Raw genomic sequence first — 18562 nt, 5'->3', positions numbered from 1 at the left:
ATACGTCCTTGATCTTGTTAATTATCGTTTGTGACCGGTGTGAAGTCTGTTTTCTAGCCAAATCGAGTATCTCGACATGCCAAAACAAAACACCCAGAACACTAACGCGACAAATACATAACTTTCTGTTGAAAACCCAAGCCATTCAGGATCGGTATTCGCGGCTTGGCCAATTCCCAATACATCAAACATACCGATAATTAAAACCAGACTGGTATCTTTGAACAAACCAATAAAGGTATTCACAATTGAAGGAATCGTAATTTTAAGAGCTTGAGGTAGAATGATAAGCCCTGTTTTTTTCCAGTAGCTCAACCCTAAAGCATCAGCGGCTTCGTATTGACCTTTTGGTATTGCTTGCAAACCACCGCGGATTACCTCTGCCATATAAGCCGCACTAAATAGTACTACCCCAACCAACGCTCTGATCAGTTTATCGGTTTCCATCCCTTCTGATAAAAAGAGCGGAAGCATTACCGAGGCCATAAATAGAACCGTAATCAGCGGTACACCACGCCAAATTTCGATGTAAACAGTACACATACTGCGGATGATCGGCATCTCTGAACGACGCCCGAGTGCCAATGCAACGCCAATAGGAAGTGACACTACAATACCAACAAGTGCGATGATCAGCGTAACCAATAGACCGCCCCATTTATGGGTATCAACAACCTCTAGTCCAAATACACCACCGTATAGTAAGCCAGCAATGATAAACGGGTAGATGTTTACGAAGAACAACCAAATCCACGTGCGCTTAGGTGTTTTTTCGTAAGCTAACAAAACGACAAAAATAGCTAACGTTGCGTAGAAAAGGCGAGGGCGCCACAGTTCAGCTTCTGGATAGAAGCCGTACATGAATTGGTCCCAACGAACACTAATGAAAACCCAACATGCTCCGTCACTTGTACAGGCATCTCGAGTTGTTCCTATCCAATCAGCATTAATGAATGCCCAATCTGCTATTGCCCACAATAAAGTGAAAGCAAAATAACCAAGGACCACAGTGACGATACTGTTAATTGGTCCATTAAATAGATTTTTTCTTAACCAACCGACAGGTCCAACAGTATTCGCTGGAGGCGGAAGATCAGGTTGAAATTGATGTGTACTCATCTTATCTCTCCACCAACGCTACTTTGCGGTTGTATATGTTCATTAGAGCGGACGTTAATAGGCTTAGAGTCAGGTAGACGCCCATTGTCATCGCGATTACTTCGATAGCTTGTCCAGTTTGGTTCAATGTTGTCCCTGCAAATACAGACACAAGATCGGGATAACCAATGGCCATCGCAAGTGATGAGTTTTTGGTCAGATTCAAATACTGACTGGTTAATGGTGGAATGATAATTCTTAATGCTTGTGGAATAATCACCAACTTGAGGGTTCGTGTTCTAGGGAGACCTAGAGACATCGCAGCCTCTGTTTGCCCATGGTTTACCGCGTTAATACCTGAACGCACAATCTCGGCGATGAATGCTGCTGTGTAGATACTTAAAGCAAGCATCAACGCTGCTAGTTCAGGGATGATGCTAATACCGCCCTTGAAGTTAAACCCTTTCAAAACTGGGTACTCCGCAGAGATAGGCATGCCCATAACAAAGTAAGTGACCAACGGTAAGCCCACAATCAGCGCCGCAGCAATTCGCAACATTGGTGTTTGTTGGCCGGTTAGCTTTTGTTTGTTATTAGCCCAGATGTTGATAACAAAAGTAGCGATGACACCAGTGATCAATGATGCGATCACAATGCTACTGCCTTGCTCTAACACTGGTGCAGGGAAGTACAAACCACGTACGTTCAAGAAAATGGCTTCACCAAGGCTCATACTTTGACGAGCAGAAGGTAAGGCTTGTAGAACGGCGAAATACCAGAAAAAGATTTGCAATAGAAGAGGGATGTTTCGGAATATCTCAATATAGATAGCTGCAAATCGGCTAACTAACCAATTTGAAGAGAGCCTTGCAATACCCATACTAAAGCCCAGTACCGTGGCTAACATGATGCCGAGTACAGAAACCAAAGCGGTATTGAGAAGACCGATAAAGAAGGTACGACCGTATGAGAATGTTTCGTCGTATTCAATCAGTGTTAAGCCGATACCAAAACCAGCTTCTTGAGATAAAAAATCAAAACCAGTGGCGATACCACGGGAATCTAAGTTAGTGAGTGCATTGTTTACAATCGTGTAGAAGAAAGCACAAAGCGCCCCGACGGCGAGAATTTGGAAAACAATTGAGCGAAAAGTGGGGTTGTAAAAAAGGTTGGCACTTTTGGGCTGTGGCTTTGCCTGAGCTGGAGAAATAGTTTCATTAGGTTTCATACTGCTATAACCTCAAATCCATTTAATAAATAGGGCGGAAAAGTCCGCCCTAATTGATGCTTGTAAATTTATTAACGGATTGGTGGAGCGTACATAAAGCCGCCCGCATTCCATAGTGCGTTTACGCCACGAGAGATCTGTAGTGGTGAACCTGTACCAACAGTACGTTCGAAGCTCTCACCGTAGTTACCAACTTGTTTAATGACTTGGTAACCCCAATCGTCACGAATACCAAGGCCTTTGCCTTTAGGACCGTCAACACCAAGAATACGTTTGATGTTTGGATCTTTTGACTTAAGCATTTCGTCAGCATTCTTAGAAGAGATACCGTACTCTTCCGCGTTAATCATTGCTGAAAGTGTCCATTTAGCGACGTTGAACCACTTGTCATCATCTTGACGAACAACAGGGCCTAGTGGCTCTTTAGAGATGATTTCAGGAAGTACCTGTGCAGATTTAGGATCAGCTAAGTTTAGGCGAAGTGCGTAAAGACCAGATTGGTCAGTCGTTAGCACATCACAACGACCCGCGTCGAAGCCTTTAGATGTTTGTGCTGCCGTATCGAATACCACTGGCTTGTAAGACATGCCACTGTTACGGAAGTAATCGGCTAGATTGAGTTCAGTCGTTGTACCTGATTGAACACATACAGAAGCGCCATCAAGTTCTTGAGCACTTGTAAGACCGAGTTCTTTCTTAACCATGAAGCCTTGACCATCGTAGTAGTTAACGCCTACGAAATTCAGACCTAGAGCAGTGTCACGATGTAGTGTCCATGTTGTGTTACGAGATAGTACGTCGATTTCGCCAGATTGAAGCGCGGTAAAACGTTCTTTAGCAGTAAGAGGTACATACTTAACTTTAGTTTTGTCACCGAGTACAGCCGCTGCAAGAGCTTGACAATACTCAACATCAATTCCTTCCCATTCACCTTTTGAGTTAGGGTTAGAGAACCCTGGAAGACCGGTACTTACACCACAAGTTAGAAAACCTTGAGATGTGACTTTGTCCAGAGTGCTTTCTGCCGCTGATGCTGATGTTGCCATCATCGCAGTTGATGCAGCTACTACTGAAGCAAGAAGTGTTAGTTTATTTGTCATTTGTATCCTTCCTTGTTAACCAGGTGACACCTGATACTCGTGCTCATTTGAGTTTTTCTATATGTGTTGCGTTTTCTATGACCTTGTTACTCAAATCAAACTGGTTGCATTTTGCAAATGAAACTGTGTGCGATTTAAACAACTATTTATAAGGTTAGGAAAGGATCCGTACTTTCACAAATGTATAATTTAAAAAGAATTTTGAATGAAATCACAAATCCGAACACAATTAGAATGACCAAATGTTAACTTAATGTAAATAGTGCAGCGCTTCACACTGTTGGTGCAACGAGATTTAGATTTTTATATTGACAATTGACTAGGTTAATATTCTGAATCAATGTCACAATGATGAAACATTAAACTTCAGAAAGATTGAAATTTGGTGAATAAATATTTTTATTGCACTTGGATAGTTATTAATATGCTCCAAATTTGGTAGCATGGTTGAATAGTTATTGAAGTCACCTCAAGGAAGAACATGCGTTATTTCCCAATGTTTTTAGATGTAGAAAATAAGCCGATCTTAGTGGTGGGTGGGGGTGAGGTTGCTTGCCGAAAAGTCGATAGCTTGTTAAGAGCTGGGGCGGATGTCACGTTAGTGTCCCCAAAGGTAGAGCCTTACTTAAAGCAGCTTGTCGATGATAATAAATTACATTGGATTCAAAATTTTTACTCTTCACAACTTATCTCGAAAAACTACTTACAAGTGTGGGCAACAACAGACAACCCAAACCTAAATCATCAAGTACATAATGATGCAAAAAAAATGGGTATTCTTGTCAATGTGGTCGATGACTTACCCTATTGTGACTTCATCACTCCTTCAATGATAAATCGCGGAAGAATCCAAATTGCGATCTCAAGTGGGGGCGCATCACCTGTTTTGGTGAGAAATATTAGAGAAAAACTCGAAACGGTATTGCCACAAAACATAGGTTTGATTGCGGACTTTGGTGCATCAAAACGCAATTCGATTAAGGAGTCCTTTCCTACTGTTGATGAACGCCGCAAATTCTGGGAACGCTTTTTGTCATCCAGTTTTATCAATCAAGTGACGGATAGGGAGCAACTTGAATCGTATTATCAACAGTCGCTGACTGAGCAAGTTGATAGTGAAGGTCAGGTAACTTGGATCGAATTTGAGCAAGACGTTGAGTTATTGCCTATGAAGGCCCTACGTTTGATGCAAGAAGCAGAGTTAGTGCTTTCACCGAGCGATTGTCCATTTGAATTTGTTGACCTGTGCCGCCGAGACGCAGAAAGAGAAGGCTATGCTGACAGTGGAGAGCTGTCGACCAAGCTTGAGCAAGCGAGGGCCGAGAAATTGCGAGTGTGTGTCTTTATTCCACCAGCGAGTGTTGAGTTCAATTTACTGGCCGGCAAAGACCTTAAACTGTCTGTTGCCAAAGTGCTCAGTTGAGTTGATAGATTTTAGTTGAAGTGAGCGCTTTCTAGTTGTTTGAAATCGGCTAGAGACGCTGAATAAGACTGACCCGATAAATAAAAAGCCACTTCCCAAAGAAGTGGCTTTTTGCTATTTCGAACACGACATTGTACTGATGAATGAGCAACCCAAATAAGCGGTCGCTCAAACTCAAAAATTAGTCGCGGAAGTTGTCAAACTGGAAAGGTTGACCAAGTTCACCGCTGCGAACTAGAGCCATAACAGCTTGTAGGTCATCACGCTTCTTACCGGTGACACGAACTTTGTCGCCTTGGATAGAAGCTTGAACCTTAACTTTGTTGTCTTTGATTAGCTTAACGATTTTCTTAGCGACATCCGTTTCGATACCTTGCTTAAAGATAACCGTTTGGTGCCAAGTGCGACCTGTTTGGTCTGCCGCTTTCGCTTCCATCGCGTTAGGATCAACATTACGCTTTGTTAGGTTGCTACGAAGGATATCGCGCATTTGCTTCAGTTGAAAATCGTCTTGAGCAGTCAATTTTACTGATTCATCTTTGTAATCAAAGCTTGCTTCAACGCCGCGAAAATCGAAACGAGTCGACAGTTCACGGTTTGCGTTGTCTACCGCGTTACGCAGTTCTACTGCTTCTACTTCAGAGATAATGTCAAATGATGGCATTGTGTTGTTTCCTTAAGCTAAGTTTCTATCTTTAATTGCTGTTGCAAGCATATCTAGCATTGTTGCAGTATCTTCCCAGCTTAGGCATGGGTCAGTAATCGACTTGCCGTATTCTAGGTTGTTGATATCTGTCATTGGCTGGTTACCTTCTACAATGAAGCTTTCCGCCATGATGCCTGCAATTTGATTCTTGTTAGATTTGATTTGCTCACAAATGTCTTGTGCCACTTCTAACTGTTTACGGTGCTGTTTCTGACAGTTAGCGTGGCTAAAGTCTACAACCAAACGTTGAGGTAGATCGAATTCAGCCAGTTGCTTACATGCGTTATCTACAGATTCAGCATCAAAGTTAGGGCCTTTATCACCACCACGTAGAATTACGTGACCGTATGGGTTGCCAGAAGTACGGTAAACCGTCATACGGCCGTTCTTATCTGGCGAGTAGAAGTAGTGTGAAGCATGCGCAGCACGAATCGCATCAATAGCAATTTTGATGTTGCCGTTAGTTGCGTTCTTGAAACCAACTGGGCAAGACAGTGCAGAAGCCATTTCACGGTGAATCTGAGATTCAGTCGTACGAGCGCCAATTGCGCCCCAAGTGATAAGGTCTGCAATGTACTGACCGGTGATCATATCAAGGAATTCAGTCGCGGTAGCTAGGCCAAGCTTGTTGATATCTAGTAGAAGCTTACGAGCTTTGTTCAAGCCTGTTTCAAGTGCGTATGACCCATCAAGGTTAGGATCGGTAATCAAACCCTTCCAACCTACAACAGTACGAGGTTTCTCGAAGTAGGTTCTCATTACAACGAACAGTTCATCTTTGTACTGGTCTTGAATCTGACTTAGACGCTCAGCGTAATCAAGTGCCGCTTCTGTATCGTGAACAGAGCAAGGGCCTACGATAACTAACAGGCGGTTATCACGACCCGTTAGAATATCTTCGATTTGGCGGCGAGAATTTTTAATGCGCTCAGCAACGTCGTCAGTAATAGGATGTGCATTGCCTAGTTCGGCAGGAGTTGGCATAGGACCCAGAGCTTGGGTTCTCAACTCATCAGTTTTTAATGGCATGTGATGGCTTTTTTATTCTATTGCGAAGTGGTTAAGATAACGGAATTGAACAGAGGAATAAACTCTCTTAAGTCAAAGTTATCTCTGTTATTGCTAATATTCTTATTTTTATCAGCAGGCCAGCGCCAAATAAGGGATTTTCACTTGTATTAACAGGCAGCTATCGGTATTTTCGTTTGAACACAACATAAAAATGCTGGAGCAGCAATGACTCAAGAAAATCAAAGCACTTTGCACCCAGAACTAGTCTTAGGTGATGTGCTGCCTTCTTACAACGATAATAATAATTCTAACCATTTATACGTTTCATTATCTGAATTGGTTATGGATCGTATCTTCTATCACCCAAGTATTGAAAGTCACTTAGATACACTGACTGATATCGAAAAAACCTCTTTAGATGCGATCCTTGGCGATAAAACAGTCGATGAGCATTTTGTTTCGACCTTAGTGATTGCCATCCAAGCTGCCGTTCAGCCAAATCATACTTCTGTTCGTATCGCGTTAAGTAGTGCTGACAGCTATGGCTTCCGTTCGCTACTTGGTGGTAGCTGTGAAGCCGAAGAGATAAACCCGGCACTAGGTGTTCGTGGGGTTGCTCGTTATGCAACATCAGAGTACAGCAAAGCATTCGCTTTAGAGTGTCAGGTAATTAAAGCGTTGCGAGAGCAGGGTATTAACGTTGAAGTGGTTGTACCGTATGTACGAGCATTAAGCGATGCCGCTAAGATTATTGATTTGCTTGCAGAGCAAGGCTTACCGCGAGGCCTTAATGGTTTGAAAGTACTGTTCTCGTGCGATGTGCCGTCTGCAGTGCTACTGAGCGAAAGATTGCTGCATTACTTTGATGGTGTTGTAGTGAACGTTGATAGCTTAGCGTCTTTCACTTTAGGCGTAGACAAGCACAATGAAGCTCAGCAACATGCTTTTGATCCACAAAACGAGGCGGTTATTACCTTGTTGAGTATGATTGTTAAAGCAACGCTGAACGCGAAGAAGCCCGTCCTGCTTGTGACTCAAGGCTTGGTGGACTACCCGCGTCTACAAGGCTTTATCGCTGATCTTGACGGTGTTGAGACAGTCGTTACTGCATAGACCAGCTTATTGTCTAAATAAATCAACTTGCTGTATGAGTTTATTTAAAGCAATAAAGCTTTGAGAATGAAAGAGATATCATTATGCGATGATATCTCTTTTTTGTAACATTTTTTTGACATATCGAGCGCTAATCGATTAACTGGTCTGATGACTTATTTGACTAGGTAACTCGAATGTTGACCCCTCTACAAAAAGCAAATTTCTACTTGAGCATGTTTGGCTTTTTCAAAGTGCCTCTGATCTGGCTATGCCGACCAAAACTGCTCGCGCTGGATAATCAACATGTTGAAGTGAAAATTCCTCTCAAAAGACGAACTAAGAACCACCTCAATAGCATGTACTTTGGTGTGTTAGCAGTAGGTGCTGATGTGGCGGGGGGCTTTCTTGCAATGAGTAAATCCCAGCAGCAAGGCGAAAAGATCTCGCTGGCATTTAAAGAGGTGACAGGTAACTTCTTGAAGCGCCCGGAAGGTGACGTACACTTCACTTGTAACGATGGTGAGCTGATCAACACTATGCTGGCTGAAACTATGTCTACTGGCGAGCGTGTGAATCAACCCGTGACCATAATCGCGACTTGTCCGTCTTTGCATGGCGATGAACCAATGGCGGAGTTCACGCTGACGCTTTCGATTAAGAAAGTTCCTTCTAGAAAATAGCTCGGAAGTATAAGGTTGGACGGAATCTGAATCTGAAGATCATAGTTCAACTGAAGGCATTCGTAGAACAAGTGGAAGGGCGGTATGTGAATCTAGTATACACATACCGTAACAACGCTATGACTCTTGAGTGATTTGCTCGATGTCGACGATCTTTGAACGGTTCATTACGATTTTCCAACGGTAATAGGTCGGTTCAGTATCGTGATTGTTCTCTTTAATGATCAGGTTGAGTAGGTGACGTTTTTCGACAGACTCACGGCTTACTTGCCCTTCATTCAGGCGATATACGTTATTTGACCCCTTGTCCATCAAGCGTGTCAGCGCTCTCAGGCTGATCGATAACGTTTCACGAGTCTCCTCGTAACCACTCATGAATGTTGACGTCGACATCTCGGTATGTGAACGATAGTGCAAGACTTGCTCTTCACGCTGAACGACACGTTTCTTGCGTATTGATTGAATACGGTCAGCTAACTTGGAAAAGTTCGCATAGTCCAACCATTCAAGCTTGTGGCCGACAGATTTATTGGTTGTTGGGTCAAAGTAGCGACGCTTCCACTTGGGTTTGCCTTTACGAAGCCAACGCCAAAGGATGTCTCTCAAGTCATCTTTAAATATTTCACGCAGTGCGTAGATAAATGACATCGACACGATGAAAGAAGCGGTAATCTCGCCTAGAAAATCACGAGCCAATATGACGGTTGTCGTCACGACTACCATGACTAAGCCTGTCGCAATACCTTTAACGGCACGCTTAACGTTTTTACCCATGGAGGTGGTCTTCTCCTTGAGTACGATAGGGTGCTCTATCAAACGTCGCAGCAATAGCATCTTGTTACTCAGGCGCGTTACGTCTTCACGAACTTTGGCTGAGTTATAGCGATTAAGTTTACGATGGGCAGTCTCTTTGTCACACAACGTCAAGAGTCGCTCTTTTATCGTCGAGTATTCACTGCCACGCGGCATATGAGAGACCAGAGATAAGAACTTTTGCTCTGTGTACCAAGAAAGATAGTTATCAATGTTTGCGTAGTAGCGTTTGAGGTTTTCTTCATAAGGAATACTTCGGCGAAGCTTCTTCAAGATGTCTAACGCGAGCTCAATAACTTCATCAACCTCATCAGCTGTTACGTCGTCACTATCAGTCTTATTTAAACTGCTCACGGCTTTATCTAAAGCAATAACATATTGATATGCGAACAAACTCAAACTCACACGATACTGTGTCGTTGATAAGCGTCCACGTTTTGCCAAGCGACTGTGTACCAAAGGTAACAGTGTCTTGTCACTGTAGTAGGCGCGCTTTTGAGTAATTGAGCTGTAGAAAAAGGCACTTTCAGAAAGTACTTCGGGAGTGAGTCCGAGTTCACCGGGAATGAATAGATAAACGTCCATGTCGAGCTTTTTGGTCTTCGCCATTGCATGGTTAATTTTGAGTGTTATCGCATCTTGTTTATCAACGGTGATCAACGATGTCTCCTAGAATGTAAAAATATGAATGAAACTAGCGAAAGCATATCAGAGATCACGTATAATCACCGCCAAATTTAAAGTAGAGAAAATCTTGATGATTAATATTGGTCAAATAAACAACTTAGAAGTAGTAAAGCAAGCCGACTTCGGTGTATTCCTTGACGCTAGCGACTATGGAACCGTGTTGCTGCCAAAACGATTTACTCCTGAAGGTGTTGAAATTGGTCAAAAACTGGATGTTTTCTTATACATTGATTCTGACAACCAGATCGCTGCAACGACTGAAAAACCAATTGCTCAAGTGGGGCAGTTTGGCTTGATGACGGTTGAAGGCGTAAACAGCACCGGTGCATTCATGAGCTGGGGCGTGAAAGGTAAAGATCTTCTTGTTCCTTTCAGCGAGCAACGTGGCCGTTTAAACGAAGGTCAGTCAATCTTAGTATATGTGTATATCGATAAAGCATCTAGCCGTATTGTAGGTACAACAAAGTTCAACAAGTGGTTAGACAATACGCCTGCGACTTATAAGCAAAACGAGCAAGTGGATCTCATTATCGCTGAGCGCAGCCAGTTAGGTTACAAAGCGATCGTGAACGGTGAGCATTGGGGCATGATTTTCCCATCAGACATCATCGGTAAGCTGTTCATAGGTAAAGCGCTAAAAGGCTACATTAAAAACGTTCGTGAAGAAGACGGTAAAATTGACTTGTCTCTTCAGAAAATTGGTGTGGCTAAAATGGATGACCTAAGCACTAAAGTTCTCGATCTGCTTGAGAAGAAAGGTGGTTACTTACCTTTGAATGATAAATCTTCTCCGGAAGTTATTTTCTCTGCATTCAGAACCAGCAAAGGTACGTTCAAGAAGACAATTGGTGGTTTGTACAAGTCTGGCAAGATCACTATCGACAAAGAAGGCATCAGCCTAGTTAAATAAGCGAGCTTGTCGGTCAAAAAAAAAAAGCCCAAACCTTCCTGTTTGGGCTTAGGGGAAAGGACTCCGAAGAGTCTACGCTAATCGTTTTAATTCTTTGACTGTTAGACTGAAGTCTAGTTTAAATTCCCTAATAAGCGATTTTTGTTATTGGAAATAGTGACTTGAATTGATACTTGTGTAATTAAGTGTTGATTTTACAGTGCTTCCCTTGAAATTAGCTAGCCGACAAGAATAGAAAAAGCCCAAACAATGGATGTTGTTTGGGCTTTTTGTTTTTCTCAGTACAGTGTGAGCTTTAATCGAACGACTAGAAAAGGTTTTTGTCGCGTACTAGCTCTCTTGGTAAGCCATTCTTCACTCGGTTACCTACCCATTTACCAAGGCCGATGATTGCGCCGTTGTATTTTACTAGCACTTCGCCTTTGCCTGACAAGCCTTCTGGGCGAACGTCTCGGCCCATGAACCATTCTCGAGCATCTTCGATGCTGAGGTTTACAATGTTAGTTTCATTACCTGTCGCGAGCGTTGTCGCGACTTGGTGTTGCCATCGGTAACCTTTTTTATGGGTTTCAGCGATCTTGATGCCCATGCGAGAGAAACGGAATGCACCGATCATAGGCTCAAGCGCCTCAGGGAATAGCCAAACGTCTTTATCTCGGATCCAAACTTGAGTATCACTTGGTAGTTCGATATCGAGAGCACTAAGCAGTTGTTCAGCGACTTCTTGCTGAGCTTTCTTTGACGCTTTTTCAAATGGGAACTTACCCATGCGTTTTTTAACTTCTGGTGGAGTCACAGACGCTAGTTTACGGATACGTGCAACAAAGAAACCTTCAGAGTCATACACCTGAGGGAAGATGTGAAGAAAGCCTTCTTCAGTCGTCGTTGCTTTTGCGTTGTCGAACAGTGATTCAAGAGATTCAAACTCAACTGCATCACCAAAGGTTTCTTTTAGGTGATGGCACACTTGTTGGTTCTCTTCAGTGCTTAACGTACATGTTGAGTAAACCAAAACACCATTAGGTTTAAGAGCATGGAATGCACTTTCAATCAGGTCTTTTTGCGTGTCGGCAATATCGACTACAGATTGATACGTCCAGTTCTTCATCGCATCAGCGTCTTTACGAATGGTACCTTCGCCAGAGCAGGGTGCATCCAGCAAGACAGCATCAAACTGTTCTGGCAACCAACCACCGAAAACTCGACCATCGAAGTTACTGAGTGCGGCATTACGAACGCCACAACGTTCGATGTTGGCGTGAAGTACTTTCACACGGCTTGCAGCGTATTCATTGGCAACCAACACGCCGCGATTATTCATTAGCGCAGCGATTTGCGTTGTTTTAGATCCGGGTGCAGCAGCAGTATCTAGCACGGCTTGGTAATCAGCTTCGCCTTGGAAAAGTGCCGAAGGTGGCATCATAGAACTGGCTTCTTGGATGTAGAAAAGACCAGACATGTGTTCTGCCGTATTACCTAGAGGCGCTTCACTTTCATCGGCTGTAATCCAAAAACCTGTTTCACACCAAGGTACAGGTTCCAGTTCCCAGCCTTTCTCTTTTGCTCGCACTAGGAAGTCTTCAACACTGATTTTCAGTGTGTTGACTCGAATACTTTTACGAAGTGGTTTTTGGCATGAGGCAACAAAAGAAGCCATATCTAGGTGACTAGGCATGATCGCTTCGATGTGTGTTAGGAATTCTTCAGGAATATATACGTTAGCGTGCAAAAGAGTATCTCGAATTATTGCATTAATGCGGGGAGTTTAAAGCAAAATGAGGTCGTCCTAAACCATATTTACGGCAAACAACAAAAATGCAGCCGAATGGCTGCATTTTGATGAAGAATTTATCTTCGTTAAGCTGTATTAATTTGCATGGAGCTTCTGAGGATTCACTCTATGGACGAGGAATCGCGGTTCTCCATGATTTCCACTCATCTTCTGCTTGAGGGTATAGGTAGAAAGATTGATCTTCGCTTGCCACAGGCTGAAGTTCACTTGTCGGTGGCGTTGAGAAGGTAATTCCGCCTCTTAATAAACTGTCTACCGTTCCGGCTTTGATGTTTGCACCCGAGAGACCGATAGAAACATCGACACCCGACACGTTCCAGAACACTGTGTTTGCGCGGATCAGATACGCGTAGTCAGGTTCTATTTGAATCGTAGAGATGATGCGGTCAGCAAACTCGCCGAGTTGAACATCGATAACACTACCGATTTCTAGCTCACGGAATAGGATAGGCGTGCCTTCAGACACCGAGCCTCGCGTTTCGCTTTGTAGCTGGAATATCTTGCCTTCAGGCTGCACTGGTCCTTTGCTAAGCTTAAATTTCGTACTTCTGTCACCATTGCCCGGATCTACGTTGATGTGCTTAGAGAGAAGCGCAGAGACGTTTTTGATGCCATTAAGGCCGATCTCAGGTTCTGCCAACCAGAAGTGACTGTTCGCCACGGCAATCTTGTCAACGTACTCAGGTAAGATTCGCGCGGTAATTTCAATGCCTCCTTTATTGAAGTTAGGAATCACCAAAGTAACCTCACCAACAGTGACACCTTGGTATTTGATCGCCATACCCTTGCTGACTTCTTGATCGCCAGAAGAGGTAATCGTAATCGCGCGGCCAAATTTTCGAGCGGATTTAGAATCTTTGTACAGCTTCCACACATCACCAAGCTTATTGTCTATACCGGGAAGCGAATCAAAAGCAATACCACCTTGAATTAGCGTTTTAACGGGTGCCGCTTTAATACTAATACCCGATAGCGAAGCATCAATCTCAACGCCTGAGCGGTTCCAAAAAACCGTATGTTTATTGAGTAAGTGCGTGTAACGATTTTCGATCGTGACTTTGATTCTTACACCACCATCTGCAAGCTGAAAATCCGAAATGCTACCCACTTGTAGGTTACGGTAGAGTAGTGGGCTGCCTTTAGAAATTGAAGGTAACTCACTAGCAAATAACGAAAGTGTCTTTGAGCCAGACTGATTAAACTTAGCGATTTCTGCTAACGACTTGCTTTGGAAAAGCTGGTAGTCAGTTCGAGCTTCAGGTTTACCTTCACTCACAAAGCTGATCGAGCCAGTAAGAAGCTGTTTTGCCGGTGGAACCGTAACACTTAAACCTGATTCGGTCAGCTCTGCGGTCGCACTGCCTGTCACAAAGAAACGGTTGTGGCTTTTGATTAGGTGCGCATATTCGTTATCGATAAGCGCATCCATAAACACTTCGTGCTTGTCAGAGCCAGTGCCAACACCATCAACTAAGCCAACTTGAATGATAGAGCCAACGGCAATGCCTTTGTAGAGCAGTTGCGTACCGACATCCAATCCGAATGAATTGTTTGATGTTAAGCGAATCGCGACTGACTTTTCTTGTTCCTGGCTGAACTCGTTTTTACGAATCGCAGTAAATCGACGCGCCTTTTCACCTTCGCCCGGTACCAAGGTTAAAAAGTTACCTGTCACTAAGTTGGCAATGTTTTTCATACCAGTGAGTGACAGTTCAGCTTCTTCTAAAACGAATTTACTGCCGCTATTCAAAAAGTCACTGAATGCCGGTTGGATAGCCGCAGATGCGACCACGTTTTCGCGACCTTCGCTTAAAGACAAATCAGTGATCTGACCGATTTCGATGCCTCGATACATGATCGGAGCGCCAGTTGCGCTGATCTTGTTGTCATCTGGCACGGCGATCTTTATAGAGATGCCACGACCGGCGGTTTTCAAATCTGGGTAGAGCTTGAACTTGGTGTTCATCTCGACGGGTTGACCTTCTCCGGGAGAGTCAACCGCAATTGAACCACCAAGCAATGCACTTAGGCTCTCTAAACGAACATCAACACCAGAAAATCCGATACTGGCACCTAAACCACTGACATTCCAAAAACGGCTTTGGTCGGTAATGATATGGCTGTATTCATCTTTAATCGACGCTTGGATCGTAACGGACTTCGCGTTGTCGTTTAACTGGTAGTTGTAAACCTCACCAATTGGAATTTTACGATAAACGATTTGAGAGCCAACAGACACACCGCCCAGATCTTTGGTCGTCAGTGAGATATTTAGACCTTCAGAGGCCAATAAATCAGAAGGGGACGATTCTAGAGCTTGGAAAACGGTTTCTGGTTCTTGTTTGGTTTCGCTAGGATGAATAGCAATGTAGTTACCCGAAACAAGCGCGTCTAACCCTGAGATGCCAGACAAACTCGCCGTTGGTTTTACGAGCCAGAAACGTGTGCCCTTTGAAAGTAACTTTTTCGCTTCTGGGTAGATGTCAGCATCGACATAGATGCTCGATAAATCTTTGGACAAGGTGATGTCGCGCACCATACCCACCTCTAAGCCTTGGTAACGAATCGTTGTTCGACCTGCGACTAAACCTGCGGCATCTGAAAAGTATATCTGCACACGTTGCCCTGCATCGTGTATCGATTTCATGACCAACCAACCGGCTAAGGCGACGGTTAATATCGGCAGAATCCACAAAGGTGAGATGCCTTTGTTTTTTCTTACTTCTGGTGAATATGACGTTTGTGATTGGTTATCGTTGTTCATTCACTGACTCATCTTTAGAGGTGTAGTTATCCCAAATTAGCCTAGGATCTAAGCTTTCCGCTGCCAGCATCGTGAGAACAACAACGACACCAAAAGCGACTGCACCATAACCTGGTGTAAAGTTTAAAATCTGTCCACGGTCGACCAAGGTCATCATGATCGAAATAACGAACAGATCCATCACCGACCATTTTCCCACCCACTTCACAATGAAATAGATGGTCATACGCTGCCTGTGGTAAACCGCGCGCTTCATCTTGATACAAATTAAGATGTACGTTAGGCCAAGTATTTTCGCAACAGGCACGACGATACTGGCAATAAAAATGATCGCTGCGATGCCATACATGTCGCTATTGATTAGCGAAGCGACACCAGAAATTATCGTGTCTTCTAACCTTTGTCCGTTTGTAATAAGGATAGAAATAGGAATAACGTTGGCTGGTACGATAGCCACTGACGCAGCAAACAACAGAGCCCATGTCTTCTGTATAGAGTAGGGCTTACGGTGATATAAGTCATGGTGACAACGTACGCAAGTATGACCGTCAGGTTGAGAAAGGTGGCAGTTGTGGCAGTGTACGTTCTTACTTTCTACAAAAGAGTAATCAGACTCTTGAGCCCAAGCTTCCCAATAGCGACGCACACTGATACGGCTTACCAGTAATACACTGAAAAGCTGCAGTAAAATCAATCCAACTAAACCAGGGCCGACAAAAATATCTGAGTAATCCTGCAGTTTGAAGCATGAGACAGCCAAACTTACCAGAAATACATCCAACATCATCCAATGCTTTAATGTCTGGATGATGGATAACGCATACCTAAATGGCGTGAAAATCTTAAAGCGCAGTGCTGCATGAGTGACGAGTACAGAGGTACAAACGAGTAACGGGGCGATCGAACTACAGAATAGGATGAGTAGGCCTAGTAGAGGGAAGCCTTCACCCATTAAAGTAAAGACACCTGATGGTAACGTCGCAGGTATCATGACGCCAATCAGACGAATACTGATAAATTCAAAAAAGTGTGAGGGGATAAATAGCAATAAGCAGGTAATCGCAATTGCTAGGTTTCCAGACAGGCTAGGTGTACCGCCTCGGTAAAGCTGGGTACCACACCTTGGACAATATGCGGATTTCCCCAGAGGGATATCCATTTTATCAACAGGGAGTTCGCAGCCTTGACACAGACGTACAGAGCTGCTGTCGCACTGGTGCTCGGTTCTTAACGGAGACTTAGTTGCTAACGTAGACTTAGTTGTCAACGGAGACTTAGTTGTCAACGGAGACTCAGTTGACAACTGGTGCTGAGTCGATAAAGAGTTGGTTTCGGATGGGGAGGTCACGCGACCTCCCAAGTTGAAACACTAATCAGACTTTTAAGCTGATTTAAATGCCTAGAACTACACTGATTTAAGTCCCTAGAACAATAAACATCAGGCGTGCGATTGCACACTGCCATAGAGTGTTTGATATAGTCCTTGTTGTTCAACCAATTCACCATGCGTTCCCGTCTGTGTGACTTGCCCATCTTCTAAAACATAGATTAGATCGGCCTGTTTCACCGCTGATAATCGATGAGCCACTATCAAAGTTGTGCGATCTTTCAAAAACTCGCTTAGTGCTTTATGCAGTGCTGACTCTGTTGCTGTATCCAGCGCAGATGTCGCTTCGTCAAGAATAACAAACTTAGGATTACTCAGCACCATGCGGGCGATCGCTAAGCGTTGTCGTTGACCGCCAGACAGTCGAACGCCATTCCTACCAATTTTCGTATCCAAGCCATTACTCAGCTGTTTGATAACATCTTGCATTTGAGAGACTTCAAGCGCCCGCCACAACGACATTTCATCGTATTCAGCACCAAGGGTCAGATTATGCCTTAATGTATCGTTAAAGAGTATAGGTTGTTGTAAAACAACGGCAATTTGACTGCGTATTATGTCAAAGCTGATATCGTCCGTTGTTTCACCATTAAAGCGTATACAACCAGAGTCCGCCTGATAAACCCCAATTAACAACTGGATCAACGTTGATTTACCACCACCGCTAGCACCCACTAGGGCGACTTTTTTTCCTGCTGGAATGTGTAGCGATAGCCTGTTTAAAACAGTGTTTTCTAATGTGTAAGAGAATGTAACGTCTTCAATGTCGACTGTCACTTCTTTATGGTCATCAAAAGGGTTTACCTTGCTAACAGGGCGATGTTCTTCTTCTAGTTGCAGTAGGTCGTTAATGCGTTGCAGCGCTGCTTTCGCGCTATACCAAGAGAATTGAATCCCTAACAATTCTTGGACAGGGCCTAACATGAACCATAAATAGCCGAAGACTGCGAAAATTTGGCCAATGGTTAAATCACTAAATAACACCATCAGCATTGCGACGGCGCGGAACAGTTCAAAGCCTAAGAGAAACAGTAAAAAGGACACCCGACCGGCGGCTTCAGATTGCCAAGCGTATTTATCAGCATCGATTCTCACTTGGTTTGCTTGAACTTTAAGTTCATCAAGAAAGATACGCTCCTTATTAGCGGCACGGAGTTGATAGATGCCATCTAAGGTTTCCACTAAGCGATTCTGAAAACGCTCAAAAGACTGGTTCTCATATTTTTTGAGGTGTTTAACTCGGCTGCCGAGTTTACGAGAAAAATAAATAACAACAGGATTGACCAGTAAGATAAATAGCCCAAGTCGCCACTCTAACCATAGTAGGACGATAGCGGTTCCGAATACCGTTAAGAAACTGATGATAAATTTAGAAAGGGTCGATCCAATGAACTTATCAATGGTCTCTATGTCTGTAATTAGGTGAGCATTAATACCGCCGCTGCCCTTGGTCTCATATTGTCGGATGCTAATACGACCAAGTTTATCGATCATCTTGCTACGCATCTGGTAGGTGATCGTTTTGGAAACCAAAGTAAATTGGCGGCCTTGTAGAATATTCAGTGCTTGGCTGGCCGAGCGCATTAAGATAACCAACAACAGAGTAAGCGCAATATAACCAGTTGGCGTTTGCAATGAGACTGGAAGTAGATGATTCATCATCTCTAACCCTGAAGCTGGCTTATCAAGCAAAACTTCATCGACCATGAGTGGCATAAGCAGAGGGATAGGGACGCTAATCAGGGTTGCAATAATGGCAACAAAGTTAGCAAACAGTAATTTGGACTTGTGTTTTTTTACTTGAGTTATCAACCAAGAACGGCTAATAGTGTCTTCTGAATTGTTCATTGTAATGAGAATAAGTCCTA

14 protein-coding genes are annotated in these 18562 nt (G+C 43.6%); 4 read left to right on the top strand and 10 right to left on the bottom strand.

Annotated features, from left to right (window positions below; all coding sequences use genetic code 11):
* Window positions 1-21: 21 nt before the first annotated feature.
* The 3 genes from M4S28_RS10295 to M4S28_RS10285 form a co-directional block, all read right to left on the bottom strand.
* The gene (locus M4S28_RS10295; protein ID WP_146454336.1) at window positions 22-1119 is read right to left on the bottom strand and encodes an amino acid ABC transporter permease; all 1098 of its coding nucleotides are present in this window, start codon (window positions 1117-1119) and stop codon (window positions 22-24) included.
* 1 nt (window position 1120) lies between these two features.
* Entirely contained in the window at window positions 1121-2326 is a 1206-nt protein-coding gene (locus M4S28_RS10290) for an amino acid ABC transporter permease (RefSeq protein WP_004733635.1), read from the bottom strand.
* Between the two features lie 71 nt (window positions 2327-2397).
* A complete protein-coding gene (locus M4S28_RS10285; RefSeq protein ID WP_004733634.1) occupies window positions 2398-3426 on the bottom strand; it encodes an amino acid ABC transporter substrate-binding protein in 1029 nt (342 codons plus the stop codon).
* A gap of 481 nt (window positions 3427-3907) precedes the next feature.
* Between M4S28_RS10285 and M4S28_RS10280 the strand changes: the two genes are divergently transcribed.
* Window positions 3908-4849: a precorrin-2 dehydrogenase/sirohydrochlorin ferrochelatase family protein gene (locus tag M4S28_RS10280; protein ID WP_017082223.1), complete on the top strand. Its 942-nt coding sequence runs from the start codon at window positions 3908-3910 to the stop codon at window positions 4847-4849.
* Between the two features lie 181 nt (window positions 4850-5030).
* Here the strand turns inward: M4S28_RS10280 and M4S28_RS10275 are convergent, their stop codons facing one another.
* Window positions 5031-5513, bottom strand: a complete 483-nt coding sequence (locus M4S28_RS10275; protein WP_004733632.1) for a YajQ family cyclic di-GMP-binding protein — start codon at window positions 5511-5513, stop codon at window positions 5031-5033.
* Between the two features lie 12 nt (window positions 5514-5525).
* Window positions 5526-6584: a 3-deoxy-7-phosphoheptulonate synthase gene (locus M4S28_RS10270; RefSeq protein WP_017077204.1), complete on the bottom strand. Its 1059-nt coding sequence runs from the start codon at window positions 6582-6584 to the stop codon at window positions 5526-5528.
* Between the two features lie 207 nt (window positions 6585-6791).
* Here M4S28_RS10270 and M4S28_RS10265 point away from each other — a divergent pair, with 207 nt between their 5' ends.
* Together M4S28_RS10265 and M4S28_RS10260 are read left to right on the top strand one after the other, a co-directional pair.
* Complete coding sequence (locus M4S28_RS10265; RefSeq protein ID WP_004733630.1) at window positions 6792-7679, top strand: putative PEP-binding protein; 888 nt, start codon at window positions 6792-6794, stop codon at window positions 7677-7679.
* 176 nt (window positions 7680-7855) lie between these two features.
* Window positions 7856-8341 (top strand): PaaI family thioesterase, encoded by a 486-nt coding sequence (locus tag M4S28_RS10260; protein ID WP_017082222.1) that lies wholly within the window; start codon window positions 7856-7858, stop codon window positions 8339-8341.
* 117 nt (window positions 8342-8458) lie between these two features.
* Here the strand turns inward: M4S28_RS10260 and M4S28_RS10255 are convergent, their stop codons facing one another.
* The gene (locus M4S28_RS10255; RefSeq protein ID WP_249631742.1) at window positions 8459-9814 is read right to left on the bottom strand and encodes a hypothetical protein; all 1356 of its coding nucleotides are present in this window, start codon (window positions 9812-9814) and stop codon (window positions 8459-8461) included.
* 28 nt (window positions 9815-9842) lie between these two features.
* Between M4S28_RS10255 and M4S28_RS10250 the strand changes: the two genes are divergently transcribed.
* Window positions 9843-10751 (top strand): CvfB family protein, encoded by a 909-nt coding sequence (locus M4S28_RS10250; protein WP_004733627.1) that lies wholly within the window; start codon window positions 9843-9845, stop codon window positions 10749-10751.
* 307 nt (window positions 10752-11058) lie between these two features.
* Here the strand turns inward: M4S28_RS10250 and rsmF are convergent, their stop codons facing one another.
* From rsmF to M4S28_RS10230, 4 genes are all read right to left on the bottom strand, one after another.
* A complete protein-coding gene (rsmF, locus tag M4S28_RS10245) occupies window positions 11059-12480 on the bottom strand; it encodes a 16S rRNA (cytosine(1407)-C(5))-methyltransferase RsmF (RefSeq protein ID WP_151407528.1) in 1422 nt (473 codons plus the stop codon).
* A gap of 169 nt (window positions 12481-12649) precedes the next feature.
* Window positions 12650-15307, bottom strand: a complete 2658-nt coding sequence (locus M4S28_RS10240) for an MlaD family protein (RefSeq protein WP_017095587.1) — start codon at window positions 15305-15307, stop codon at window positions 12650-12652.
* Entirely contained in the window at window positions 15294-16667 is a 1374-nt protein-coding gene (locus M4S28_RS10235) for a paraquat-inducible protein A (RefSeq protein WP_249631741.1), read from the bottom strand. The genes M4S28_RS10240 and M4S28_RS10235 overlap by 14 nt, the downstream gene beginning before the upstream one ends.
* Window positions 16668-16745: 78 nt before the next feature.
* Window positions 16746-18542: an ABC transporter ATP-binding protein gene (locus tag M4S28_RS10230; protein ID WP_249631740.1), complete on the bottom strand. Its 1797-nt coding sequence runs from the start codon at window positions 18540-18542 to the stop codon at window positions 16746-16748.
* Window positions 18543-18562: the final 20 nt, after the last annotated feature.

The organism is Vibrio sp. J383 (assembly GCF_023503985.1).
In the GTDB taxonomy this organism is placed as follows: Bacteria; Pseudomonadota; Gammaproteobacteria; order Enterobacterales; family Vibrionaceae; genus Vibrio; species Vibrio splendidus.
This window is presented reverse-complemented; position numbering and strand designations above follow the sequence as displayed.